At 68.6% G+C, this 24,070-nt stretch carries 21 protein-coding genes; 16 read left to right on the forward strand and 5 right to left on the reverse strand.

Annotated elements, in window-relative coordinates; all coding sequences use genetic code 11:
- Positions 1-34: 34 nt before the first annotated feature.
- The 5 genes from AC1Q6V_RS10370 to AC1Q6V_RS10390 all read left to right on the forward strand — a co-directional run bounded on the left by AC1Q6V_RS10370 (position 35) and on the right by AC1Q6V_RS10390 (position 7,389).
- Positions 35-4,153 (forward strand): type VI secretion system protein, encoded by a 4,119-nt coding sequence (locus AC1Q6V_RS10370; protein WP_010810718.1) that lies wholly within the window; start codon positions 35-37, stop codon positions 4,151-4,153.
- Complete coding sequence (gene tssA / locus AC1Q6V_RS10375; RefSeq protein ID WP_010810717.1) at positions 4,150-5,235, forward strand: type VI secretion system protein TssA; 1,086 nt, start codon at positions 4,150-4,152, stop codon at positions 5,233-5,235. Before AC1Q6V_RS10370 ends, tssA begins: the two co-directional genes overlap by 4 nt.
- Before the next feature lie 60 nt (positions 5,236-5,295).
- Positions 5,296-6,459, forward strand: a complete 1,164-nt coding sequence (locus tag AC1Q6V_RS10380) for an IQM protein middle domain-containing protein (RefSeq protein ID WP_011617854.1) — start codon at positions 5,296-5,298, stop codon at positions 6,457-6,459.
- 86 nt (positions 6,460-6,545) lie between these two features.
- The gene (locus AC1Q6V_RS10385) at positions 6,546-7,139 is read left to right on the forward strand and encodes a sigma-70 family RNA polymerase sigma factor (RefSeq protein ID WP_454750128.1); all 594 of its coding nucleotides are present in this window, start codon (positions 6,546-6,548) and stop codon (positions 7,137-7,139) included.
- 43 nt (positions 7,140-7,182) lie between these two features.
- Positions 7,183-7,389, forward strand: coding sequence for a zf-HC2 domain-containing protein (locus AC1Q6V_RS10390; RefSeq protein ID WP_454750127.1), 207 nt, complete (start codon positions 7,183-7,185; stop codon positions 7,387-7,389).
- 52 nt (positions 7,390-7,441) lie between these two features.
- Here the strand turns inward: AC1Q6V_RS10390 and AC1Q6V_RS10395 are convergent, their stop codons facing one another.
- A complete protein-coding gene (locus tag AC1Q6V_RS10395; protein ID WP_010810713.1) occupies positions 7,442-7,786 on the reverse strand; it encodes a hypothetical protein in 345 nt (114 codons plus the stop codon).
- A 284-nt stretch (positions 7,787-8,070) separates the two neighbouring features.
- On the opposite strand from AC1Q6V_RS10395, the gene czcI reads away from it, so the two are divergent.
- The 7 genes from czcI to AC1Q6V_RS10430 all read left to right on the forward strand — a co-directional run bounded on the left by czcI (position 8,071) and on the right by AC1Q6V_RS10430 (position 16,709).
- Complete coding sequence (czcI, locus tag AC1Q6V_RS10400; protein WP_454750126.1) at positions 8,071-8,445, forward strand: cation efflux protein, CzcI family; 375 nt, start codon at positions 8,071-8,073, stop codon at positions 8,443-8,445.
- A 94-nt stretch (positions 8,446-8,539) separates the two neighbouring features.
- Complete coding sequence (locus AC1Q6V_RS10405; RefSeq protein WP_439672190.1) at positions 8,540-9,811, forward strand: TolC family protein; 1,272 nt, start codon at positions 8,540-8,542, stop codon at positions 9,809-9,811.
- A 16-nt stretch (positions 9,812-9,827) separates the two neighbouring features.
- Positions 9,828-11,087: an efflux RND transporter periplasmic adaptor subunit gene (locus tag AC1Q6V_RS10410; protein ID WP_454750125.1), complete on the forward strand. Its 1,260-nt coding sequence runs from the start codon at positions 9,828-9,830 to the stop codon at positions 11,085-11,087.
- A gap of 13 nt (positions 11,088-11,100) precedes the next feature.
- Positions 11,101-14,277 (forward strand): CusA/CzcA family heavy metal efflux RND transporter, encoded by a 3,177-nt coding sequence (locus AC1Q6V_RS10415; RefSeq protein ID WP_454750124.1) that lies wholly within the window; start codon positions 11,101-11,103, stop codon positions 14,275-14,277.
- A 155-nt stretch (positions 14,278-14,432) separates the two neighbouring features.
- Positions 14,433-15,557, forward strand: coding sequence for a cytochrome P450 family protein (locus AC1Q6V_RS10420; protein WP_454750123.1), 1,125 nt, complete (start codon positions 14,433-14,435; stop codon positions 15,555-15,557).
- A 27-nt stretch (positions 15,558-15,584) separates the two neighbouring features.
- Positions 15,585-15,941: an antibiotic biosynthesis monooxygenase family protein gene (locus AC1Q6V_RS10425; RefSeq protein WP_010810707.1), complete on the forward strand. Its 357-nt coding sequence runs from the start codon at positions 15,585-15,587 to the stop codon at positions 15,939-15,941.
- A 12-nt stretch (positions 15,942-15,953) separates the two neighbouring features.
- Complete coding sequence (locus AC1Q6V_RS10430; protein WP_454750122.1) at positions 15,954-16,709, forward strand: sulfite exporter TauE/SafE family protein; 756 nt, start codon at positions 15,954-15,956, stop codon at positions 16,707-16,709.
- A 96-nt stretch (positions 16,710-16,805) separates the two neighbouring features.
- On the opposite strand, the gene AC1Q6V_RS10435 is transcribed toward AC1Q6V_RS10430, so the two are convergent.
- Together AC1Q6V_RS10435 and AC1Q6V_RS10440 are read right to left on the reverse strand one after the other, a co-directional pair.
- Positions 16,806-17,555, reverse strand: a complete 750-nt coding sequence (locus AC1Q6V_RS10435; protein ID WP_010810705.1) for a carbonic anhydrase — start codon at positions 17,553-17,555, stop codon at positions 16,806-16,808.
- A gap of 313 nt (positions 17,556-17,868) precedes the next feature.
- Positions 17,869-18,069: a DUF3606 domain-containing protein gene (locus AC1Q6V_RS10440; protein ID WP_010810704.1), complete on the reverse strand. Its 201-nt coding sequence runs from the start codon at positions 18,067-18,069 to the stop codon at positions 17,869-17,871.
- 132 nt (positions 18,070-18,201) lie between these two features.
- Between AC1Q6V_RS10440 and AC1Q6V_RS10445 the strand changes: the two genes are divergently transcribed.
- The gene (locus AC1Q6V_RS10445; protein ID WP_454750121.1) at positions 18,202-19,299 is read left to right on the forward strand and encodes an extracellular catalytic domain type 1 short-chain-length polyhydroxyalkanoate depolymerase; all 1,098 of its coding nucleotides are present in this window, start codon (positions 18,202-18,204) and stop codon (positions 19,297-19,299) included.
- A gap of 163 nt (positions 19,300-19,462) precedes the next feature.
- On the opposite strand, the gene AC1Q6V_RS10450 is transcribed toward AC1Q6V_RS10445, so the two are convergent.
- Together AC1Q6V_RS10450 and AC1Q6V_RS10455 are read right to left on the reverse strand one after the other, a co-directional pair.
- Positions 19,463-19,777, reverse strand: coding sequence for a 2Fe-2S iron-sulfur cluster-binding protein (locus AC1Q6V_RS10450; protein WP_058697407.1), 315 nt, complete (start codon positions 19,775-19,777; stop codon positions 19,463-19,465).
- Positions 19,770-20,387, reverse strand: a complete 618-nt coding sequence (locus tag AC1Q6V_RS10455; RefSeq protein ID WP_058697406.1) for an IMPACT family protein — start codon at positions 20,385-20,387, stop codon at positions 19,770-19,772. Before AC1Q6V_RS10455 ends, AC1Q6V_RS10450 begins: the two co-directional genes overlap by 8 nt.
- A gap of 294 nt (positions 20,388-20,681) precedes the next feature.
- Here AC1Q6V_RS10455 and AC1Q6V_RS10460 point away from each other — a divergent pair, with 294 nt between their 5' ends.
- From AC1Q6V_RS10460 to AC1Q6V_RS10470, 3 genes are all read left to right on the forward strand, one after another.
- Positions 20,682-22,667 (forward strand): PhoX family protein, encoded by a 1,986-nt coding sequence (locus AC1Q6V_RS10460; protein ID WP_010810700.1) that lies wholly within the window; start codon positions 20,682-20,684, stop codon positions 22,665-22,667.
- Between the two features lie 111 nt (positions 22,668-22,778).
- Positions 22,779-23,291, forward strand: a complete 513-nt coding sequence (locus AC1Q6V_RS10465; RefSeq protein WP_011617843.1) for a GNAT family N-acetyltransferase — start codon at positions 22,779-22,781, stop codon at positions 23,289-23,291.
- A gap of 74 nt (positions 23,292-23,365) precedes the next feature.
- A complete protein-coding gene (locus tag AC1Q6V_RS10470; RefSeq protein WP_439669422.1) occupies positions 23,366-23,983 on the forward strand; it encodes a DUF938 domain-containing protein in 618 nt (205 codons plus the stop codon).
- The last annotated feature ends 87 nt before the right edge of the window (positions 23,984-24,070 follow it).

Genomic DNA, 24,070 nt, shown 5'->3' on the forward strand with positions numbered 1-24,070 from the left:
GCCGGCAGCCCATCCGCGCCCGGGGGGCAGGCGCATGCTGACCAGCAACCTGTTTCTGATTTCGATCGGCGTGCTGACGCTGGTGGCGCTGGCCGTGCTCGGCGCGGTGCTGTATTTCGCTGCGCAGCGGGCCCGCGCCAAGCCGGCGGCCGAGCGCAAGATCGTGCGCCTGCGCACCGATTCGCTGCGCAGCGCGTTCCGCCAGGCGATCGAGCTGGTCGAGGGCAATATCGCCTCGCGCGCCGAGCGCTACAACATTCCGTGGATCCTGGTCCTGAATGAGGGCGAGGATGCGCGGCCGCTGCCGATCGCTCAGTCCGGCGTGGCCAGCGTGCTGAGCTCCGACGCTGCCAATGCGGCCGCCACGCAGGGTATTTCATGGCACTTCTTTGACCGCGGCGTGGTCATCGACATCAATGCGGCCTATCTGGGCTCGCCTGACGACGATACCGATGAAAAGCCCTGGGACGAGTTCCTCGGCCTGTGCCGCGGCTATCGCCCGCAACGGCCCTTCGACAGCGTGGTGGTGACGGTGCCGGCGGCGATGCTGCTGGCCGACGACACCGACGCACAGCTTGAGCTGGTGCGCCGGGCCAAGCTGGCCCACCGGCGGCTATGGCTGGCGCAGAACCGCTTTGCGGTGCGTTTCGCGGTCTATGTGGTGGTGACGGGCTGTGAGTCGCTGCCGGGCTTCGCGCACTTTGCGCGCGCGCTGCCAGAGCCGATGCGCGCCGGCATGCTGGGCTGGTCCTCGCCGTACGACCTGTCGGCCACCTACCAGTCGGGCTGGATCGATGCGGCCATGTCGGGCGTGGTGCGCGCGGTGTCGGACGGTGTGGCCGAGCTGCTGGCGATAGGGGCGCAGGAGGTGGATGCCTGCCAGTCGCTGCTGCTGCCGGCGCGCATCGAAGCCATGCGCGGGCAGCTCACGCGCTATGTCGACGAACTGCTGCGGCCCAGCGCCTATCACGAGCCCTTCTATCTGCGCGGCGTCTACCTGACCGGCGACAGCGGCGAGCTGGCGGCGCATGCACCGGCCTTCGCCGCGCCGCGCCTGCGTGCGGCGCAGCCTGACGCACTGGCGCCAGAGGATGCGCACGCGCCGGAGCTGGCGCCGGCAGCCAGCGCCAGCTCGTCCGCCGACCTGCTCAACGAGCTGATGCGGCAACCGGCGTTCCTGCGCGACCTGTTCGAGAAGAAGATCTTCCTGGAGTACGGGCTGACGCGGCCATCGCGCTCGCAGCAGCTGGCGCGGCCGCTGGTGCACCGTGCGCTGCGCTGGGGCGGCACGGCTGTGCTGTGCGCGTGGGGCGGGGGACTGCTGGTCGCGGCATGGCAGATGGGACATCGCCATGCCGAACTGCTGGCCGCGCTTGGCGAGCTGCGTGCCGGCGCGCAGCAGCGCGCGCTGGCCGCGCAGCGCGGCCAGGACCTGCCGCCGGACTGGTACCGGCGCCAGGCGCTGGGGCTGATCGCGATGAACCAGCGCCTGAGCGCGCAGTCGGTCTCGTCCTGGTTCATGCCGGGCTCGTGGGCCTTTATCGACGACCTGGACGGGCGCGTGCACGATCGCTTCCAGCGCGCCTTCGGCGAGATCGCGCTCGACACCATCGATCGCGAACTGCTGGCACGCGTCGACACGCTGACAGGCGTGGGGCGCGACCCGAGCACCGGCCAGCTGATCATCGGCGACAGCTGCCTGGCGCCGCCGGGCGCACGGGGCGAGGCCCTGCCGCCACGCAGCCTGGCGCTGGAAGACATGCCGGAGATGCGCGCGCTGCAGCAGTACGTTGCCGCGGTCGACCAGTTCGACGCTGCGCTGCAAGCGCTGCACCGGCTGGAAACGCCGCAGCCTGCCAACGCCGATGCGCTGCGGCTGGTAGTGCGCTATGCGCTGGGGGCGGAGTTGCAGGGCGAGGTCTCGGGCAGCCTGCCGTATTTCCAGCGCGACCCTGGCAAGGGGCGTGGTGCCGCAAGCCTGGCAACCGGCGGCAGGGCACTGACCGCGCTGGTGCCGCCCTTGCGCTGCACCTTCGACAAGGGCGCGCGCCAGCTCGACGAGCGGCTTTTCAACAACAACCCGCTGCTGGTGGCCGAGCGCGCCGTCAGGTCCAGCCTCGATGAACTGGCCGGCGGGGCCAATGCCGGCAGTGGCGTCAACCGGGTCCTGGCCGACTACCGCGGCATTGTCGCGGCGATCGGCACGCAGCAGGAACTGCTGGCGTCCGGCAAGGGCGGCTGGATCAGGCAGCCCCAGTTCGCCGCGGGCACCGTCTACGCGCGCACGCTGGCGCAGGCCGCGCAGAACCGGCTGCTCGGCGAAGACCTGGTGGCAGCCGCGCGCGCACGCGCTGAAAGCGGCTTCCAGGCCTTCACCGGCGAGCTGGCGCAGCGCTTCAGCGGACCCGACAGCGGGATCGCGTGGCAGGACAAGGACGGCCGCTTCGTGGTCACGCCCGAGCGGCTGGCCTTGCGCGACCGGCTCGCCGCCCTGCTGAACCAGCCGTTCATGGCGCCGCCGCGCGACCTGGCGCTGCCGTCGGTGCCGGCCGGGTCGGCGGTGCTGTGGGATCGCCAGCAGCTTGACCAGGCCATCGCCCTGGGCGACATGCGCAAGCGCTTTCTTGACGAGGGGCTGACGGGCCTGCCAGGCCCCTGGCGCGATGCGATTGCGCAAAGCGTGGACCAGCAGTTTGCGCGGCTGGTGACCGACCAGGTCGCGACCGCGGCAATCATGGCGCCGCTGCAGGCCGATGGCGGCAGCGCCGGCTTCGAGGCTGCACTGGGCCGAATCGCGCGCATCAAGACCATGCTGGGCGAGATGCATGCCATGTCGCGCGTGGATGACCTCGATGCGCTGGTTTCGCGCGATGCGCTGGCACGGCTGCGCGCGGTGGACGAGCTGCTGCAGCAGTCCGAGCTGTACGCGATCCGGCAGGGCAGCGCCGGCGACGGGGCCCGTGCGCCGCGCTCGCCGCTGCTGACGGCGTTCGGGCTGAACGACGCGGCGGCGCTGGGGCCGTACCTGGACCAGCAGTCGGCGCGTGCGCAGGCCCTGGGCCGCGAGGCCGCGGTGTATCTTGCCGCGCTCTCGCCCGCCGACGCCGGCTCCGGCCTGGCATTGCGCTGGCAGGCGCTGAACCGCGATCTGGAACGCTATCGGCTCAAGAACCCGAACAGCCGGCTGCTGATGCTGGAGCAGTTCGTGCAGGCCGCGGCGGCCGAGTCCGGCCAGGGCGTGTGCCTGGCGCGCTTTGCGGCGCGGCCTGCCGGCGGGGATGACTACTTTGCCGCGCTGCACGTGCGCCTGTACGATGGCCTGCTCGCGCGCTGTGCGCAAGGCTATTTTGCCGACCTGCAGCGGCAGTGGGACGGGTTCTCGGCCACGTTCAATGAACGGCTGGCCGGGCGCGCGCCGTTTGGCGGCGCCGCCAACGCCGGCGAGGTGCGCACGGCGGACTATGCCGAGCTTGGCCGCGTGCTCAAGCGCTATGAACCGCTCTCGGCGACGTACCGGGCCGCGCGTGGCGACGGGCCGCTCAGGAATATCGCGTCCGGCGTGCCGGTGCACCAGTTCATCGACAGCTTCGACCAGGTCAGGACCCTGCTCGCGCCACTGTATCCGGTCGAGGAGGGCGCGCCCGCGGGCTATGACGTGAGCGCGGAGTTCCGCGTCAACCGCGGCGCGGAACTGGCCGGCAACCAGATCATCGACTGGACCCTGACGATCGGCGCGCAGAGCCTGTCGATGCGCGATGCGCCGCGCTCGCTGCACTGGGACTACGGCAGTCCGGTGACGCTGACGCTGCGCTTTGCCAAGGACTCACCGATGGTCGCGTTGCCTGACGCCGAACAGCGCGCGCTGGCCGCCGACGGCAAGACCATGACCTGGCGCTTTGCCGACCCGTGGTCGCTGCTGTCGTTCATTGCGCGCCATCGCATCGCGGATCCGGGCGGGCGCGCCGACAGCACGGCGCAACTGCTGCGCTTCGACTTTCCGCTGGGCAGCGCCGCGCCGGATTTCACGGCGGCGCCCAGGCCGGTGCGCGGCCGTGTGTTCCTGCGTCTGGTGCTGACGGCCGCGGGCAGGAAGATGCCGCTGCCGTGGCCGCAAAGCTTTCCCACCCGGGCTCCTGAATGGACCAACCTATGACGACGCCAACGCAAGACCGCATCCCGGCCGCGCAGGCACTGCTTGCGCCGGTGCCGGGCGACGATCCCGCGGGCGCTTCGCTGCGCTACGACGCGGTCTATCGCGCCATCGCCGAAGCGCGCCAGCACGACGACGAGTCCTTGCCGATGCGGGAATGGGAGCGCCCGCTGGTCAAGGCTGACTGGAAACGCGTGGCCGCGCTCGCCAGCGAGGCGCTGGCCACGCGCAGCAAGGACTTCCAGCTGGCGGCATGGCTGTGCGAGGCGTGGATCCATCTGCACGGCGCGGCCGGCTTTTGCGCCGGGGTGCGCTTGCTGGGGGCGTTGGCGGACGCGTATTGGGAAAGCGCCTGGCCGCGCATGGAAGCCGGCGATGCGGAGGCACGCTGCGCCCCGATCGCATGGCTCAACGAGACCTTGCCAGCGGTGCTGGCGCTGCATGTCCCGCTGTTGTCGCTGGCCGACGAGAAACCCCTGCACATCACGCTGGACCTGTGGGAACGCAGCCTGGCGCCGGTCGATGACGACGACAGCCTGGGCCGCGAGGCGCTGCTGCAGCGCGCGCATCACGCGCCCGACCGGGCCCGATTGGATGCGTTGTGGCGCGACCTGCACGGCGCCAGCGCCGAATGGGCTGGGTTTGACCGGCGCATCGACGCGCTGCTGGGGGCGCAAGCGCCGAGCCTGGCGCGCGTAACCGACACGCTGGCGCGGCTGGTGCGGGCGGTGGCGGCGCTGCGCGGGGACGAAGCAGGCAGCGCTCACCGTGGCGAACCCGCCGCCACGGGGCCGGCCGGTAACAACGATCCCGTGGACGATCCCGAGCCGATGCCGGTCTTGCCCGCCGCGGGGCCGGGGCAGACCGCCATGCTGGCGCACGGCCGCATCGAGGACCGTGCGCATGCCTACCAGCTGATCCGGGATGTGGCCGACTACCTGGCGCGCCATGAGCCGCACAGCCCCACGCCATACCTGCTGCGGCGCGCGGTGCGCTGGGGGCAGATGCCACTGGCGGATCTGATGCAGGACATCCTGCGTGAGGACGGAGATATCGGGCGGTATCTGGCGCTGCTGGACAACTAGCTGGCACGGCATCCGAGCCCGGGCATTTTCTGACATCAAGTGGACAAGGGGAGCTGAAGCATGCTGAGGACCCAATACCAGACGTTCATCGCCGCCACCGCCAGGGACTGGAAGTTCCTGGCACGTGGCAGCAATATCCGCGCGGTCGATTGCGCGCTGGAAGACTATTGGCGAGAGATGAACGGCGCACGGGATGCACGGCGGGAGATCGCCAGCCTGAACGCGATCGTGACGGCGTGCATCGGCTGGCTGAAGCTCAAGCGCGGCAAGCCGGAAAGCCGTCAGGGCTTGGTTGGCGGCGCTGAAAAGATCAATGCTCTGTTCGTCACGCGCCGTCGTGCAATCACGAATCTCGGCAGCGAAGCGTTGCAGGAACTCTATGCGCGCCTGACCCAGCTGGGTATTCTCACCCCGGACTTGCGCGGGCGGATGAAATTCGACCGGCGCAAGCTGCTGGTGCTCGGTTCCGGTGTCAACCACGGTGACCGCTCGCCCTACGTGCGCGAACTCAGGCCGATGGGCGCGGACTATCAGAACGAGCGTCTGTCCTATCTCCAGTCGGGCAAGGTCCAGGCGATCTCGGGCAGCGGTGTCCATCTGACGCACAAGAATCTCTCGCAGATGATGCCGGCCAACCCGCAACGGCGCGCAGAGGCCGAGGCGATTGCCAGCAAAGATGTGCACGCACTGACGCTGGAGGATTTTCAGCTGCTCGATGCCATCGGTCGGGAGAACCTTGTCACAGGCGATGTCAACTATCTGACAAAGAGCGAACGCATGCGGTATATGGCGATCGTCGGAGACGACGGACTTCTGTACGACGTAAATAACCAGCGCATCACGACACATGCGGTCAAGGTGACAGCCTATGCGATGGACAAGTACGGCTCCTTGTTCATTAAAGATGCAGATCCGCTGGATGACGCCATGTTCTTCAACCACTCGTCGTTCAACGCGGGCAATGATGTTATTTGCGCAGGTACGCTGACCATCAGGAATGGCTCGCTGCGCGTGATCGACAACAACAGCGGCCACTACAAGCCCACGCGGGAAAACCTGCACAACTGCCTCAGCGTGCTTGCCAGCGAAGGGCTCGCCTGCAGTTGGGCGAGCGTCAACCTGTATGTATTCGTCATGGGCGAAAAGCAGGAGCATCGCTATACTGCGAACGAATTCCTGAGAGACCCCAATGGCCGACCGATGCGTATCGCCGGCGGGCGCTGACGCGCGGTCGGCGGGCAATCCCACGGGATCGGGTAAGGCGCGGGTATCATGGGCCATCCGTCCAGGCAACCGCGCCCCGATCCCCGATGAGTCTCGACCCCGCCGAACTCCAGGCCATACGCCCCTACCTGCTGCGCTTTGCCCGCCTGCAGCTGCGCGACCAGGCACTGGCCGAGGATGCCGTCTCGGAAACACTGCTGGCGGCGCTGGAGCACTCTGAGCGCTTCGCCGGCCAGTCAACGCTGCGCACCTACCTGGTTGGTATCCTCAAGCACAAGATCATCGACACCCTGCGCAGCGGCAAGCGTGAGGTCAGGCTGGCGCTGGCCACCGATGCCGAGGGCCAGCGGCAATCCGACGACGATGCCTTCGACGCGCTGTTCACGCGCAACGGCCACTACCAGGACCCGCCATCCGACTGGGGCAACCCGGAACGCGCCTTTGAGCGCCGCGAGTTCTTCGAGATCCTGCAGCTGTGCGTTGACCGCCTGCCGGAGCGCACCGGCCGGATCTTCATGATGCGCGAGTGGCTGGAGCTGGACACCGAAGAAATCTGTCAGCATTTGCAGATCAGCGCGACCAATGCCTGGGCGATGCTGTACCGCGCCCGCATGCGCCTGCGCGAATGCCTGGAACTGCACTGGTTCGGCCAGCGCGGCCGGCCCGGCAAGGCCGGTTGATCCCGGTCCCCCCGCCCATGCAACGGATAAGCCACTGAGCAACATGCCAGATTCCCGCCTTTCCCGCCGCCTGCTGCCGAACTGCGAAGAGGTCCACCACCTCACCATGAAGGGCCTGGACCGGCCGCTGTCATGGGGCGAGCGGCTGCGCATGCGTTCCCACCTGGCGATCTGCGACGCCTGCACCAGCTTCAGCGCCCAGATGCGGACCCTGCGCGAGGCCATGCACAGGCTGGGGCGCGACGAATGACAAAAGGCCAGCGGATTCGCTGGCCTTCTTGCTGGCCGGGTGCCGGTATCGCTCAGGCGCGCGCGCCTTCCCCATAGGGATCGAACTTGCCGGCACGGCTACCTTCGGAATAGGTGTCGAAGCTGCGCGCTGGGGCGGCCGACACGCCGCTGCGGTCCAGCCCGGCCAGCGTGCGTGCGCCGTCGACAAACGGATCGGCCTTGCCGACGCGGGCGCCTTCCGTGAACACATCATGGCTGCGGAACTCATAACCATACTTGTCGCCGGGCACGGTGCTGCGGAAGCTGTAGCCGTACTTGTCGCCGGGCACTTGTTCGGCGGCGGTGGCGGCTTGCGCGGCGCCCAGGGCGGCCAGCGACAGGAGCAGGGCGGTAGCGAGGCGGGTGGTCTTGGTCATGATGGTTCTCCTTAAGCTCGTTGAATTTGTCAGAAGGCTTTGCGTTGTGTGCGTGCCGTTCATGTACAGAACTATAGGAGCGCCATCGATACGGAAGCAGGTCAGTTGCCGGACAAGTTATTCAAAAAAATTGAATTAATGGGCGAGGGCGGAAATGACCCTGGCATGACGCAAATGTAATGACCCCGTCGCCGGAATGCCCGGTGCGGCTCGGTTAAACTTGCGGCTCGCTGCACTTCCCCGGCGCCTGATGCTCGGCGGCCAGGGCAGCTGCCACTTCCCCTATGCAACAGCTCATCCTCATCCTTCTTGCGCTCGTCCTGCCGCTCCAGTTCGCCTGGGCGGGAGCCGCCGCGTATTGCCGGCATGAGGTCGCGGCTTCGGCCAAGGCCCATTTCGGGCACCACGAGCACCAGCACAAGGCCGACAGCGGCAAGCAGGACCAGCCCGCGCAGAAGGCGCAGGACAAGGCCAAGCTCGGCCTGCCCGATCCCGACTGCGGCGTCTGCCATATCGCTTCGCTGCCGTTTGCACGGGCCGACGCGCCCGACGTGCACGCCATGCGCCGGGTGGAACTGGCGCCACCGGCGTCGCAGCCCAGCTTCTCTTCGCACAGTGCGCGGGCGCCTGACCGTCCGCAGTGGCCGCGTCTCGCTTAGCCGGCGAGACGACGCTTCCATTTCCTGGTTTTCCTGAGTCCCTGACGTCAGGCGTCTCGCCGAATTCTCCCGGTTCCTTTCCTGGTGCAATTCGATGCGAAGACTTTTGCTGCCGCTTGGGCTGGCGGCCGTCCTATCCAGCCCGATCCATGGCGTCGCGCAGACGCCGCCCCCTGCCATGGCGCAGCCATCGGCATCCTCGCCGGCCCCGGGGCAAGAGCCTGCCGGCACGCTCACGCTCGACGCCGCGTTGGCGCTGGCCGAAGCCGGCAGCTTCACGCTGTCCGCGGCGGGCAAGGAGCTTGACGCCACCGAGGGCGATGTCACGCAGGCGCGCGTGCTGCCCAATCCCGAACTGGCCGTGTCGATGGAAGACACGCGCAAGGCCACGCGCTCCACCACCGGCCAGATCAACCTGCCGATCGAACTCGGCGGCAAGCGCGCCGCGCGCATCGGCGTGGCCGAGCGCGGGCGCGAGCTGGCGCAGGCCGAACTGGGCAGCGTACGCGCCGAGCTGCGCGCCGCGGTGATCACGCGCTTCTTTGGCGTGCTGGTGGCGCAGGAGCGCGTCAAGCTGGCCGAAGGCTCGGTCGGCATCGCCAGCAAGGCGGCCGCGGCGGCCGGGCGGCGCGTGGCCGCCGGCAAGGTCGCACCGCTGGAAGAAACGCGTGCCAGGGTCGAACAGGCCAATGCCGAGCTGGAACTGGCCGAGGCCACCGGCGCGCTGCAATCCGCACGGCAATCGCTGGCCGCGCTGTGGGGCAGTGCCGTGCCGCACTTTGCGCAGGCGCAGGGCGACCTTGACGCGCTGCCCTCGCGCCCCGCGCCGGCAGCACTGCAAGCGGCGCTGGAAGACTCGCCGCAGCTGGCGGCAAGCCGCCTTTCTGCCGAGCGCAGCCGCGCCGAAGTCGCCGTGGCGCGCAGCCGCCAGTACCCCGACGTGACCGTGAGCCTGGGCGCCAAGCGCGACAACGAGGCCAACCGCAATATGGCCGTGCTGGGCATGGCGATCCCGCTGCCGCTGTTTGACCGCAACCAGGGCAACCTGTACGCCGCATTGCGCCGCGCCGACAAGGCGCAGGACACGCACGCGGCCACGCGCATCCGCCTGGTCGGTGAGCTGCAGCAGGCGTCGACGCAGTTGTCGGTATCGCGCGCCGCGGCGCAGACGCTGCAGGCCTCGGTGCTGCCCGCGGCGGAGCAGGCCTATGCCGCTGCCTCGCGCGGGTTCGAGGCCGGCAAATTCAATTTCCTCGATGTGCTGGATGCCCAGCGCACGCTGTTCCAGGCGCGCATCCGCTACCTGGACGTGCTGGCCCGCACCTATGACGCGGCGGCCAGCATCGACCGCATCCTCGGACACTGATACGGAAGCTGCAGACATGGCAATGAGCAAGCAACAACGGGCCGCCGTGGTGGCCATCCTGGTCGCGGGGCTGCTGGGCGGCGCGGCGATCCTGTCCACCAGCAAGGGCGGCGGCGCCACCGGCGAGGCCGGGCACGGGCATGCCGAGGAGCACGAACATGGCAAGGAAGGAGGCAAGGCGGCCGCGCACGCTGACGCCAGCGCCCCCGCGGCGAAACCGGAAGCCGAAGGCAAGCCGCACCTGATCGCGCTGACGCCTGCGCAGATTCAGCAGGCCGGCATCGGCATCGCCACCGCCGCCGCGGCGCCGCTGCGCAGCAGCGTCGAATTCCCGGGCGAGATCCGCTTCAATGAAGACCGCACCGCGCACGTGGTGCCGCGCGTGGCGGGCGTGGCGCAGGCGGTGCAGGCCAACCTTGGCCAGCAGGTGCGCAAGGGCGAAGTGCTGGCGCTGCTCGCCAGCACGACGCTGGCCGAGCAGCGCAGCGAGCTGCTGGCGGCGCAGAAGCGCGAGGGGCTGGCGCGTGCCACCTATGCGCGCGAGAAGACGCTGTGGCAGGAGAAGATCTCCGCCGAGCAGGATTACCAGCAGGCCCGCACAGCGCTGGAGGAAGCGCAGATCGCGGTGCAGAACGCGCGCCAGAAGCTGACCGCGATTGGCGCCACGGAGAACAGCGCGGGCAAGGGCGGCAGCCTGAACCAGTTTGCGCTGCTTGCCCCGTTCGATGCCATCGTGGTCGAGAAGCACCTGGCGCTGGGCGAAGCAGTCCAGGAAGCCACCAGCGTGTTCACGGTCTCCGACCTGAGTTCGGTATGGGCGGAGTTCGTGGTGTCCGCGCGCGACCTGGACCAGGTGCGCGTTGGCGAAGCGGTCACGGTGCGCTCGAGCGCCTCGGACACGCAGGCCGAGGGCAAGGTGTCCTACGTCGGCGCGCTGCTGGGCGAGCAGACGCGCACGGCCAAGGCGCGCGTGACGCTGGCCAATCCCGGCATGGCGTGGCGCCCGGGTTTGTTCGTCACGGTCAGCGTGCTGGGCGCGCCGGCGCAGGTGCCGGTGACGGTGGCGGCCGACGCGGTGCAGCAGGTCGACGGCCAGAGCGTGGTGTTCATCGCCGTGCCGGGTGGGTTTGCGGTGCAGCCGGTCAAGACCGGGCGCGCCGGCGGCAAGCTGGTGGAGGTGACTGAGGGCCTGCAGGCCGGCGCGCGCTACGCCGCGGCCAACAGCTTCATCCTCAAGTCCGAGCTGGGCAAAGCCAGCGCCGGGCATGAGCACTGAGCGGGAGGCGTGCATGTTTGAACGTCTGATCCGCTTTGCCATCGAGCAACGCTGGCTGGTCCTGCTGGCGGTGCTGGGCATGGCCGCGCTGGGCCTGTACAGCTACACCCGGCTGCCGATCGACGCGGTGCCGGATATCACCAACGTGCAGGTGCAGATCAACACTGCCGCGCCGGGCTATTCGCCGCTGGAGACCGAGCAGCGCATCACCTATCCGGTCGAGACCGTGATGGCGGGCCTGCCCGGGCTGGAGCAGACGCGCTCGCTGTCGCGCTACGGGCTGTCGCAGGTGACGGTGATCTTCCGCGACAGCACCGATATCCACTTTGCGCGCCAGCTGGTCAACCAGCGCATCCAGGAAGCGCGCGACAAGCTGCCTGCCGGCATCACGCCCGCGATGGGCCCGATCTCGACCGGGCTGGGCGAGATCTACCTGTGGACGGTCGAGGCCGACCCCGGAGCGCGCAAGCCGGATGGCACGCCCTATACGCTGTCGGACCTGCGCGAGATCCAGGACTGGGTGATCCGCCCGCAGCTGCGCAACGTACCCGGCGTGACCGAGGTCAATGCCATCGGCGGCCATGCGCGCGCCTATGTGGTCGCGCCCAGTCTGGAGCGCATGGCGTCGTACGGGTTGTCGCTGGCCGATGTGGTGAGCGCGCTGGAGAAGAACAACGACAACGTCGGCGCCGGCTATATCGAGCGCCGCGGCGAGCAGTACCTGGTGCGCGTGCCGGGGCAGGTGCGCTCGCTTGAGGATATCCGCGACGTGATCGTCGGCACCGCGCAGGGCCTGCCGATCCGCGTGCGCGACGTGGCCACCGTGCAGACCGGCGGCGAGCTGCGCACCGGCGCGGCCACCGAGAACGGCCGCGAGGTGGTGCTGGGCACCGTGTTCATGCTGATCGGCGAGAACAGCCGCACGGTCTCGCAGGCGGTGGACCGCAAGATGGCCGAGATCAACCGCACGCTGTCCAAGGGCGTGCAGGCGGTCACGGTGTACGACCGCACCACGCTGGTCGACAAGGCCATTGCCACGGTCAAGAAGAACCTGCTGGAAGGCGCGGTGCTGGTGATCGCCATCCTGTTCCTGTTCCTGGGCAACCTGCGCGCGGCGCTGATCACCGCGCTGGTGATCCCGCTGTCGATGCTGTTCACCTTCACGGGCATGGTGCACTACCGCATCAGCGCCAACCTGATGAGCCTGGGCGCGCTGGACTTCGGCATCATCGTCGACGGCGCGGTGGTGATCGTCGAGAACTGCGTGCGCCGGCTGGCGCATGCGCAGGAGCGCCACGGCCATCCCCTCACGCGCAGCGAACGCCTGCATGAAGTCTTTGCTGCGGCGCGCGAGGCGCGCCGGCCGCTGCTGTACGGCCAGCTGATCATCATGGTGGTGTACCTGCCGATCTTTGCGCTGACCGGGGTCGAGGGCAAGATGTTCCACCCGATGGCCTTCACCGTGGTGCTGGCGTTGCTGGGCGCGATGGTGCTGTCGGTGACCTTCGTGCCGGCCGCGGTGGCGCAGTTTATCGGCAACCGCGTGGCTGAGCGCGAGAACCGGCTAATGGCCTGGGCACGCCGCCGCTACGCGGTGCTGCTGGAGCGCTCGCTGGCCGCGACGCCAGTGGTGCTGACGTTTGCCGGCGTGGCGGTGGCATTGTGCCTGGCCATTGCCACGCGGCTGGGCAGCGAGTTCGTGCCCAGCCTGAATGAAGGCGACCTGGCGATCCAGGCCTTGCGCATCCCCGGCACCAGCCTGACGCAATCCGTGGCGATGCAGCAGCAGGTGGAAACCGCGCTGAAGGCCAGGTTCCCGGAGATCGAGCGCATCTTTGCGCGCACCGGCACCGCGGAGATCGCCTCCGACCCGATGCCGCCGAATATCTCCGACGGCTACATCATGCTCAAGCCCATGTCGCAATGGCCCGAGCCGCGCCGCACGCGCGACCAGCTGATCGCCGCGATCCGCGATGAGGTGGGCAAGCTGCCGGGCAACAACTATGAATTCTCGCAACCGATCCAGCTGCGCTTTAACGAGCTGATCTCGGGCGTGCGCTCCGACGTGGCGGTCAAGGTGTTCGGCGACGACAACGCCGTGCTGGAGCAGACCGCCAATCGCATCGCGGCGGTGCTGCAGGGCATCCCCGGCGCGGCCGAGGTGAGGGTCGAACAGACCACCGGCCTGCCGATGCTGACAGTCCAGATCGACCGCAACAAGGCGGCGCGCTATGGCCTGAACCTGAGCGATATCCAGGATGCGGTGGCGATCGGCATCGGTGGCAAGGTGTCTGGCACCTTCTTCAGCGGCGACCGGCGCTTCGACATCGTGGTGCGCCTGCCCGATGCCGTGCGCGAGGACGTGGAAGCGCTGCGGCGCCTGCCGGTGCCGCTGCCGAAGGAAGCCGCAGCGCGCACCAGCTATATCCCTCTGAGCGAAGTCGCCAGCGTGGATATCGCACCGGGCCCCAACCAGGTCTCGCGCGAGAACGGCAAGCGCCGCATCGTGGTCAGCGCCAATGTGCGCGGGCGCGATATCGGCAGCTTCGTGCCCGAGGCCGAGGCCGCCATCCGCGCGCGCGTGCAGATCCCGGCGGGCTACTGGACCAGCTGGGGCGGCACCTTCGAGCAGCTGCAGTCCGCCACCGCGCGGCTGCGCATAGTAGTGCCGCTGGCGCTGGGGATTGTGTTCGTGCTGCTGTTCGCCATGTTCGGCAACGTCAAGGACGGGCTGCTGGTCTTCACCGGCATCCCGTTCGCGCTGACCGGCGGCATCCTGGCGCTATGGCTGCGCGGCATTCCGCTGTCGATCTCGGCGGCGGTGGGCTTTATCGCGCTGTGCGGCGTGGCGGTGCTCAACGGGCTGGTGATGCTGTCGTTTATCCGCTCGCTGCGCGAGGAAGGCCATGGGCTGGATGCGGCGATCCGCGATGGGGCGTTGACGCGGCTGAGGCCGGTGCTGATGACCGCGCTGGTTGCGTCGCTTGGTTTCGTGCCGATGGCCCTGGCCACGGGCACGGGTGCCGAGGTGCAGCGTCCGCTGGCGACGGTCGTCATCGGCGGCATCCTGTCGTCGACGGCGCTGACCTTGCTGGTGTTGCCGGTGCTGTACCGGCTGGCGCACCGGAACGACGAGCCGGCGACGGAAGCGGCGCAAGGGGAAGGGGAGCTGGCGCGAATGGATGCGTGAAGTCCCAGGGTGTGGCGGCGTTGCGTCACTTCATTCGATAGTTCATGTCACCATGAACCTTCGGCCTGCGCCGCGGCGGCATGATGTGACTGTCCGCCCGCCCCCGGGCGCTGGGTTCGCTGCAAGGACTCAGCACTTCCATCCACTGTGCCGCCATGCCCGATACCGATATCGATCCGCTCAGCGCCGTCACCCATCCCGACCCGTACCCGTACTACCGGGAGCTGGCCGCCAGCCAGCCATTCTTCCGCGATGACCGCCTTGGCCTGTGGGTTGCCGCCGGCCCGCAGGAAGTGGCCGACGTGCTTGCCCACTCCGACTGCCGCGTGCGGCCGCCCGCACAGCCGGTGCCGCCCGCGCTGGCCGGCACCGCCGCCGGCGAGCTGTTCGGCCGGTTGGTCCGGATGAACGACGGCGCCGCGCACGCGCTGCTCAAGGCCCTGCTGATGCCGATGCTGGCGGGTATCGACCCGGCCGCCGCGGCGCAGCGCGCAACGGTGCTGGCGGCGGTGCTCGATGCCGGCGAAGCGTCCTGGGCCGCCATGTCCGGCGAGTGCATCAATCGCTGGCTGTTCACGCTGCCGGTCGTCACGGTCGCCGACCTGCTTGGCCTGCCGGTTGCCAACGAAGGCAGCAGCGCGGCCGAAGCCGCACAACGGGTTGCGGCCTTCGCCGGCGCGCAGTCGCCATTGGCCGATGCACCGGCCGTGCGCGCAGGCGCCGAGGCCGCTCAATGGCTGGGGCACTGGCTTGCCGATGCGGCGGACGGCGCAGGGCCGCTGCCGGCGCTGCGGCAGGCAGCCCGTGCCGCCGGCATCGACGCGCAGGCGGTCGCCGCCAACATCATCGGCCTGCTGGTGCAAGCCTGCGAAGCCACCGCGGCGCTGGCCGGGAATACGCTGCTGCGGCTGGGTCGCGACACGACGCAGTCAGGGCTGCCGCTCGATGCCGTGGTGGCGCGGGTCGCCCGGGAGGATCCGCCGGTGCAGAATACGCGGCGCTTCCTGGCCGCCGATGCGCAACTGTGCGGCCACGCCGTCAAGGCCGGCGACGCGGTGCTGGTGCTGCTGGCCGCGGCGTCGTGCAGTGGTGCCGCGGCCGGCGAACGGCCATGGACCTTCGGCCACGGCCGCCATGCCTGTCCCGGCGACCGCCTGGCGCAGGCGCTGGCTGCCGCCACGGTGGCGGCGCTGCGTGCGCGTGGGGCCGACCCGGCCGCGCTGGCGCAGGCATTCCGCTATCGTCCGTCGCTGAACGCACGCATTCCGCATTTCCTTTGATTCCCGCCATTGCCCCCAGGAGACAACATGATCGCAGTCATCTTCGAAGTCGAGCCCGCGCCGGGCCGGCAGGACAACTACCTCGATATCGCCGCGCACCTGCGCCCGCAGCTGGAGGCCATCGACGGCTTTATCTCGGTGGAGCGCTTCCAGAGCCTGACCAACCCCAACAAGCTGCTGTCGCTGTCGTTCTTCCGCGACGAGGCCGCGGTGATCGCCTGGCGCAATACGCTGGCTCATCGCCAGGCGCAGGCGGCCGGTCGCGGCGGCGTGTTTGCCGGCTACCGGCTGCGCGTGGCGCAGGTGCTGCGCGACTACGGGCTGAACGAGCGCGACCAGGCGCCGGCGGACAGCCGCGCGGTGCATGACCACAAGGCGGGCTGAGGGGGAGCAGCGATGACGATGGAAGCAATCGCCACCCAAGCCGCCTTTATCGGCCTGACGTTCTTGCTGGCAGGCTTTGTCAAGGGGGTGGTGGGCCTGGGCTTGCCCACGGTTGCGGTGGGCATGCTGGGGCTGGTGATGCCGCCCGCGCAGGCCGCGGCGCTGCTGGTGGCGCCGTCGATGGTGACCAACGTGGTGCAGCTGTTCGGCGGGCCGCGCTTCGGGCAGCTGATGCTACGGCTGTGGCCGATGCTGGTGGCGATCTGCGCCGGCACCTGGCTGTGCGCGGCATGGGTGCCGGCCGGCATGACGACGCACGCGACCTCGGCCTTGGGTGTGGCGCTGGTGCTGTACGCGGTGGTCGGGCTGGCAGCGGTGAAGCTGGTGGTGCCGGCAGGGGCGGAGCGGTGGCTCGGGCCGTTGATCGGGCTGGTCACGGGTGGCATTACGGCGGTGACCGGTGTGTTCGTGATTCCCGCCGTGCCTTACCTGCAGGGACTCGGGCTGGACAAGGAAAGCCTGGTGCAGGCGCTCGGGCTGTCGTTCACGGTATCGACCATTGCGCTGGCGGTGAGCCTGGCCATGGGCGGGTCGCTGCTGCATATGCCGGTGCTGGGCGCCTCGGCGCTGGCGCTGGTGCCGGCGCTCGGCGGCATGTTCCTGGGCCAGTGGCTGCGCTACCGGATCAGCGCCGAGCGCTTCCGCAAGCTGTTCTTCTGCGGGCTGCTGGTGTTGGGCGGCGAGCTGGCGCTGCGCGGGCTGTCCTGACCCTGCCGCTGGCTTGCTCCCCTCTCCCGCAAGCGGGAGAGGGAGCGCACAGTCGGTCATTGCCGCCCGATTGGTACTTCTATCGGGCGCCGTCCTCTAGTGGCTGACCTGCACCGTGCGGCCGTTGAGCGGCTGCACCGGGCGGGCGTTCATCGGATAAAGCTGACGGAATGCGGCCAACTGCGCCGGCGACACTTCCACCGGGGTCTTGAGCACCTGCCAGCGCACGTCCTCGCTGCACGGCGGCGTGGTCAGCGAGCCGGTGAAGGCCCAGTACGACTGCCGGGCCGGCAGCAACGCCGCCACATCCAGCGGCGCCGTCAGTTCGCGCGACTCTCCGGCCTTGGCCGGCAGGCTCGCGAAGACCGGTTTCAGCGCCGCATTCTCCCGCCCGGACTTGAACAGCACCGCCACCACCGCCAGCTTGCCTTCTGCATTCTGGTGCACCAGGTGCGCGACCAGCGGATAGGCCTTGCCGTTGATCTTCTCTTCGCTCGGCGTATGGAAGTGGAACTGCAGCAGCTTGTAGGGCACGCCGTCGAGTTCGATCTGCCCCGCTGCGGGCAGGTTGACCTGTACGGTGTGGCCGTTGTTGACCACGGTGGCGGGCGCCGCGGCGTAGCCAAAGCCGATCGGCTTCAGGTCCGCAGGCCGGGCCTTGCTGGTGCGGATATCGATGGGCGACTGGTGCTTGCCCAGCGCACAGGTCTTGTAGTCCTGGTCGAGCTCGGCCCAGTGGCTGGTACCGGTCGGTCCGGTGTAGCTCCAGTGCGGGTCATTGCCGGCCCACGCGGCAGGTGCAAGCAAGGCGGTGCAAACCGTGATAATCGGCAGCCTGGTGTTCATTGTCGATGCGTCCTAGTGTTGGTAACCCCTTGGTTTCCGACATGGTGTTGTCAAGCTGTCCCAGTCTTGAGTGCCGGGTCTTTTGCCCGGGCCGGAAATCATGCAGCAAAACTGCCGTCCAGCGAATAAGGCATTGCTGAATTCCGGTCTGCACTGCATTTAACAGGGGTATGGACTGCATGCACGCATGCGATTGATGCGTGCCGCGCATGCCGTCATGGAACGGACACGGCGCCGACATCTCACGTGGCACGCTCCACAGGCATCCCCGCTCAGCCGGGGATGCCTGCCTGCCACCGTTTGTCTCGGGATTTCAGCCAGGCCGCGCGCCGGCCTGGTTCGACTCCAGTTGCGCGCGTACCGCGGAGATATGGTCGCCCGCGGCATCGACGGCGTTCTCCAGGTCGCTGGTGCTGCAGCCCAGCTCCCGGCACCAGTACTGCACTTCAAGCGGATCCATCAGGTTGATGCGGCCAGGATCCAAAGGCCTGAACTCGTTTGTCACATCGCTCATGCTTGCCTCCTGTCCATGTCTCGGGGCGACACGGCCCTTGCATTGTAGGCAGTGATCCGGCACGCGTTGCATGCAAGGCGGCCTGAGCTTGCGCATATGATGTATGGGTTACCCCAGCCGACAGGACGCCGCATGCCCCGCTCATCCGGTGCAAAACTCTGGTCCACGCTGAACAAGGCCGCGGCCCGCAATGCGCGCCGCATGCAGCGCGCCGTCAACCAGAACCTGACCAGGCCGATGACCGAGGCCATCGTGCGCAACGCGGTGAAGCAATCGGCTGCAGTCACGGCCGCCACGCAGCGCGCACTGTCGGGCGTGGTATCGCCGGTGCAGGCGCCGCAGAACCGCGGCAGCGGGCGCTGGGAAGAAGGCGCATGGGGTGCACCAGTGGCGCCGCGCCGCTACCGCATCTTTGTGCCGGCCGGCGTCACGGCGTCGCGGCGCGCCCCGATGCTGGTGCTGCTGCATGGCTGCGGCCAGGATGCCGCCAGCTTTGCCGCGGTCACGCGCGCCGCCGCGGTGGCGCGCGAAGCCGGCTGGGTGGTGTTGCTGCCTGAACAGACCTCGCAGGCCAACGCACAGCGCTGCTGGAACTGGTTCCGGCCCGGCGCGCAGGGTGGCGTCGAGGCCGGTCTGCTGATGGCGCTGATCGACCAGGCTTGCCGCGGCCATCCGGTTGCCGCGGACCGCATCAGCGTGCTGGGGCTGTCCGCGGGCGGCGCGATGGCGCTGATGCTGGGGCTGCGCTATCCGGGACGCTTTGCCGCAGTGGGGTCGCACTCCGGCGCGGTGCCATGGAGCGCCAGCAATGCCGCCCAGGCAGCGCGCTCCATGCGCGGGGGACACGGGCCCGATGCCAAGGCCATGCAGGCGCTGCGGTTCGGACTGGCAGGGCGCCGCCCGCCGCCGTTGCTATTGCTGCATGGCGATGCCGACCACGTGGTCGACTTCAGCAACGCCACCGCCGCGGCGGGCATGTGGATGCACCTGCAGCCGGAGGATGCGCACGCGTTGTCCGCGGCGCCGGCACGGCGCATCCAGCGCGGCATGCGCCGTGCCATGGATGTGTTCGACTGGACGGAGGGAAAGTCGCCTTACGTGCGCCTGGTGCGGATCGAGGGCCTGGGTCACGCCTGGAGCGGCGGGGCAGGCGGGCAGGCGTTCTCCGATCCGGCGGGGCCGGATGGGTTGAAGCTGGCGTTGCGATTTTTTCTGGCGGTTGGGGGGTGAGGCAGGCTTGACGCCTCATGGATATCGCGCTGTCATCCGGTTACGAAGGTGATCGCGTTTTCTCCGAGCGAGCGAACGGCGAAGTCTCGTCTCGGCTTCCTGCAAGATCTGACACGGCTGCCCGACCTCGACAAAAGTGTCGAATAGTACCTTCGACTGACCCCTACCCCAAACTTACCGGCTCAATCACCACATCACTGGCCGGACAAGCCACACACGGCAAGATTAGCCCCTCTTCCCTCTCATCCAGACTCAACCCCGGCCATTTGATCCGATAGCGGATCGTCCCTGCATGCAGCCGGCTGGCGCAGGCGCGGCAGGTGCCATTGCGACAGGAGTTGGGCAGCGCCACGCCTTCGAGCAAGGCAGCTTCCAGCAGGCTCAGCTCCGCCGGCGCGGCGAAGCGGGTATTGCCTGGCAGCACGCTTGCGGTGAATTCGGCGCGGTCGTCGGGCGCCACCAGCTCGCGTTCAGCCATGGGCCTCATCCTCCGCTTCCGGGAATTGGGCGCGTCCGTGGGTCGCGTCGCGCAGGGCGTCGCGTGCGGCGTCGAGCTGGGTTGCGGGCATGCGCAGGACCAGCGTGGCCAGCGCGCCATAGGCGGTGTCGGCCAGCGTGCAGCCCGGCTGCGCGTCGTAGTCGAGCCAGCGGCGCACGCGCGGCTCGTCGGCATAGTCGACGGACACCGTCAGGGTGCCATAGGCGATGCGTTCCACGCGCTCGGCCGTTTTCAGCGCGGCCGCGATGGCATCGGTGTAAGCGCGCACCAACCCGCCCGCCCCCAGTTTGACGCCACCGTAATAGCGCACCACCGCCGCCAGCACGCCGTCCAGGTCATGGTGGCGCAGCACTTCAAGGATGGGCCGGCCGGCAGTGCCGGAGGGCTCGCCATCGTCGGACATGCCCGAGGCGCCGCCAGCCAGCAAGGCCCAGCACACGTGGGTGGCGGTGGGGTGCTCGGCGCGCAGCGCCTGCAGCGCCGCCATGGCGGCGTCACGGTCGGCAACGGGCAGCGCCAGCGCCAGGAAGCGGCTCTTGCGGATTTCGATCTCGGCCCGGACGGGGTTGGCTAGCGTGTAAGTGGGCAAGCGGAAGGGCGGAAGTAGGCAGAAACGGCGGCTGCCGGCATTCAACGGATCCGCGCCTGTGGAGCCGCGGATGCAAAGGGCGAGTGTACCGCAGCGGCATCCTGGCTCAGCCGAAAGCGCCGCTTTTGTGTTGTATCGTCAACTTGGTGTCACAAACAGCGCCTACGATCCGCTCCGGCCATGCGCAATGCCGCCCGCCGCCCGCCTGTGCCAACAGGTGCCCGGCCCCGCCAGCGGGACCGGCGCAAATACGCAGTGAACAACATATCCCTTCCTCTTCCCCGGATCGAGAACATGCTTGAACAACCCAATGCAGGCCGCCGCAAGGCCCTGAAGCTCCTGGCCGGCGCGCCGATGCTGCCGCTTGGTCTTGCCTCCACCAGCCTGCTGGCAGGTTGCGGCGGTGGCGACGACGCTGTCGCCGCGCCGCTTCCGCCGGCCCAGGCGGCCACGTTCACTACGGCCGAATTCGTTGGCATGAGCGCGCCGACGCTGGCAACGCCCGACGCCATGGCGACCACCACGGTGGGCTCCAGCCTCAAGGTGTCGTTCAGCGACGGCAGCAGCCAGACCTACAAGCTGGCCTACCAGCCGTTCTTCATCACCGGCGACACCCTGCCCGACGGCAAGGGCGGCACCATCCTGGCCGGCGGCTACTACGACATCAACAACAAGCCGATCATGGACACCTCCGTGGCCGGCAAGGAGCGCCAGTTTTTCTCCGACGCGCCGGACGGCAGCTCACTGCTGACCCTGGCCAACCCGACCGTGCCCGGCGTCAAGGGCAAGACGGTGTTTGCGGTGGTGCAGTTCGAGTACACCACGCGCAACCAGGGCAATGTCAGCATGTACGGCCTGCTGCCGTCGCCGATCGCCGTGGTGACGCTGGACCAGGACCCGGCCACCGGCAAGCTGACCCCGGTCAAGTACCACAATGTCGATACCTCGGGCGTCAACGGCCTGTGGATCACCTGCGGCGCCAGCCTGTCGCCGTGGAACACCCACCTGTCGAGCGAGGAGTACGAGACCGACCTGCTGAACGCCAGCGCGGTCACGCAGTTGCAGGGCTACAGCCAGAACCTGTACGGCGACCCGGCCCGCGCCAACGCCTACAACTACGGCCACCTGCCGGAAGTCACGGTCAACCCGGACGGCACCGGCACCATCAAGAAGCACTACTGCCTGGGCCGCATCTCGCATGAGCTGGTACAGGTCATGCCCGACGAACGCACCGTGCTGATGGGCGACGATGCCACCAACGGCGGCCTGTTCCTGTTTATCGCCGACCGCGCCCGCGACCTGTCGTCCGGCACGCTGTACGTGGCCAAGTGGCACCAGACCTCGGGCGTGGGCCCGGGCAGCGCCACGCTGTCGTGGATCAGGCTGGGCAGCGCCACCAGTGCCGAAATCCGCGCGCTGGTCGACGGCGGCATCAGGCTGGCCGACATCATGGATGTCAAGACCACCGATCCCGCTGACGTCAGCTACACCCGCATCATCTACAACGGCAAGCCGAACTGGGTGAAGCTGATGCCGGGCATGGAAAAGGCCGCGGCGTTCCTGGAAACGCACCGCTACGCCGCCCTGGTCGGCGGCAGCCTGGGCTTCACCAAGATGGAAGGCACCACGGTCAACATCAAGGACAAGAAGGCCTACTCGGCCATGTCCCGCATCGAGTCGAGCATGCTCACGGGCAATGCCGCCAACGCCGGTGATATCCAGGTGGAAGGCCCATACTCCGGCGCGGTCTATGAGCTGAACCTGAAGGGCGGCCAGGCCGACAAGACCGGCACGGCCATCAACAGCGAATGGGTGCCGGTCGACATGGCGGCGGTGCCCGCGCTGGTCAGCGAAGACCTGGGGGGCGGCAAGATGAAGCAGCAGGATGCGCTGGGCAACTTTGCCAACCCGGACAAGGTCGCCACGCCCGACAACCTGAAGTTCTCGGAAAAGCTGCGCACGTTGTTTGTCGGCGAGGACAGCAATACCCACGTCAACAACTTCCTGTGGGCGTACAACGTCGATACCAAGGTGCTCAGCCGCGTGCTGTCGTGCCCGGTCGGCGCCGAATCCACGGGCCTGCACGCGGTGGACGAGATCAACGGCTGGACTTATGTGATGAGCAACTTCCAGCACGTTGGCGACTGGGAATCGCCGCTGCACGACAAGGTCCGGCCGACGCTTGAAGCCAAGGTGATGGCCAACTACAAGGACCGCTTCGGTGCCGCCGTGGGCTACCTGACGGCCGATCCGACCGGCGTCAGGCTGGCCAAGGCCTGACGCGTCGCGCAGTGCCAGGATGAGGGCGGCGGGCTTCGGCCCGCCGTTTTTTGTTGGCGCGCGATCGTTTAACATGGCAACTCCGGCACCATGCCCAGCCTCCCGCCCGTCATGCCTGACCAGCTTCCGCACATCCACTCCGCGCGCCTCAGCCTGCTGCCCTTTCGTGGCGACGACGCAGCCGAGGCGTTTGCCTGCATCACCCCGACGCTTGCCCGATTCATGGACTGGGATCCGTCGCCCTCGCCGGCGGCTTTCGAGACCGTGTGGCAAGGCTGGCTGGCAGGCATGGCGCGAGGCTCGGAATTCGTGCTCACTATCCGGCGTGCCGACGACGGGCTGTTCCTGGGGCTGGCGGGATTGCACCATGCCGACACGCCCGCGCCGGAACTCGGCATCTGGATCCGCGAGGACTGCCACGGCCATGCCTTCGGCCTGGAAGCGGTCACTGCGCTGGCGCAATGGGCGCAGGACAACCTGTCGCCGGCGCACCTGGTCTATCCCGTGGCCGAACCGAACTGGCCCAGCCGCCGGATCGCAGAGTCGCTTGGCGGCACGGTCGTGGGCCAGGCCACGACGCGCAAGTTTGAGCGCTTGATCTACCGGATTCCGGGGGGCCGTTGACGCACTGCGGCAGCGCGCCCCCCGGCGCGCCGATTCTGCTACGCTAGGCGCTTTCCCCCGCTGAGCATGCCATCATGACCGGCTCCACCCAAGACCCCGATGCACGCCGCATGGCGCCCGCCACCGAGCGCAACCGCGAGCCGATCCTTGCGGTATTGCGCAAAGTGCTGCCCGCCAGCGGCACGGTACTGGAAATTGCCAGCGGCACCGGCCAGCATGCCGTGCACTTCGCGGCAGCGTTGCCGGGACTGACCTGGCAGCCAAGCGATGCGGAAGCCGCCGCGCGCGCGTCGATCGCCGCGTGGACCGCGCATGCGGGCCTGGCCAATGTGCGCGCGCCGCTGGCGCTGGATGTCTGCCGCCAGCCGTGGGGCATCGACGCCGCGGATGCGGTGGTCTGCATCAACATGATCCATATCGCCCCGTGGGCTGCGGCCGAGGCGCTCTTCGCAGGCGCCGGCAAGCTGCTGGGCCCGGGCGGCGTGCTGTTCCTGTACGGCCCCTATCGCCGCGGCGGCGCGCATACGGCGCCCAGCAACGCCGCCTTCGACGCGCAGCTGCGCGCCACCGATGCCGACTGGGGCGTGCGCGACATGGAAGCCGTGATCGCGTTGGGCGAGGCGCAGGGCATGCGCTGCGACGAGCCGGTGCCGATGCCGGCCAACAACTTCAGCCTGGTGTTCCGCAAGTAACCCGCTGCGCGCGCTTCAGCCGCGCACCAGCATCACGATCACGGTGGCAGTCGGGCAGCCCGAGCGGCGCCTTGCTCTAAAATCATC

The sequence above is a fragment of the Cupriavidus sp. GW823-FHT07B10 genome (genome assembly GCF_058794355.1).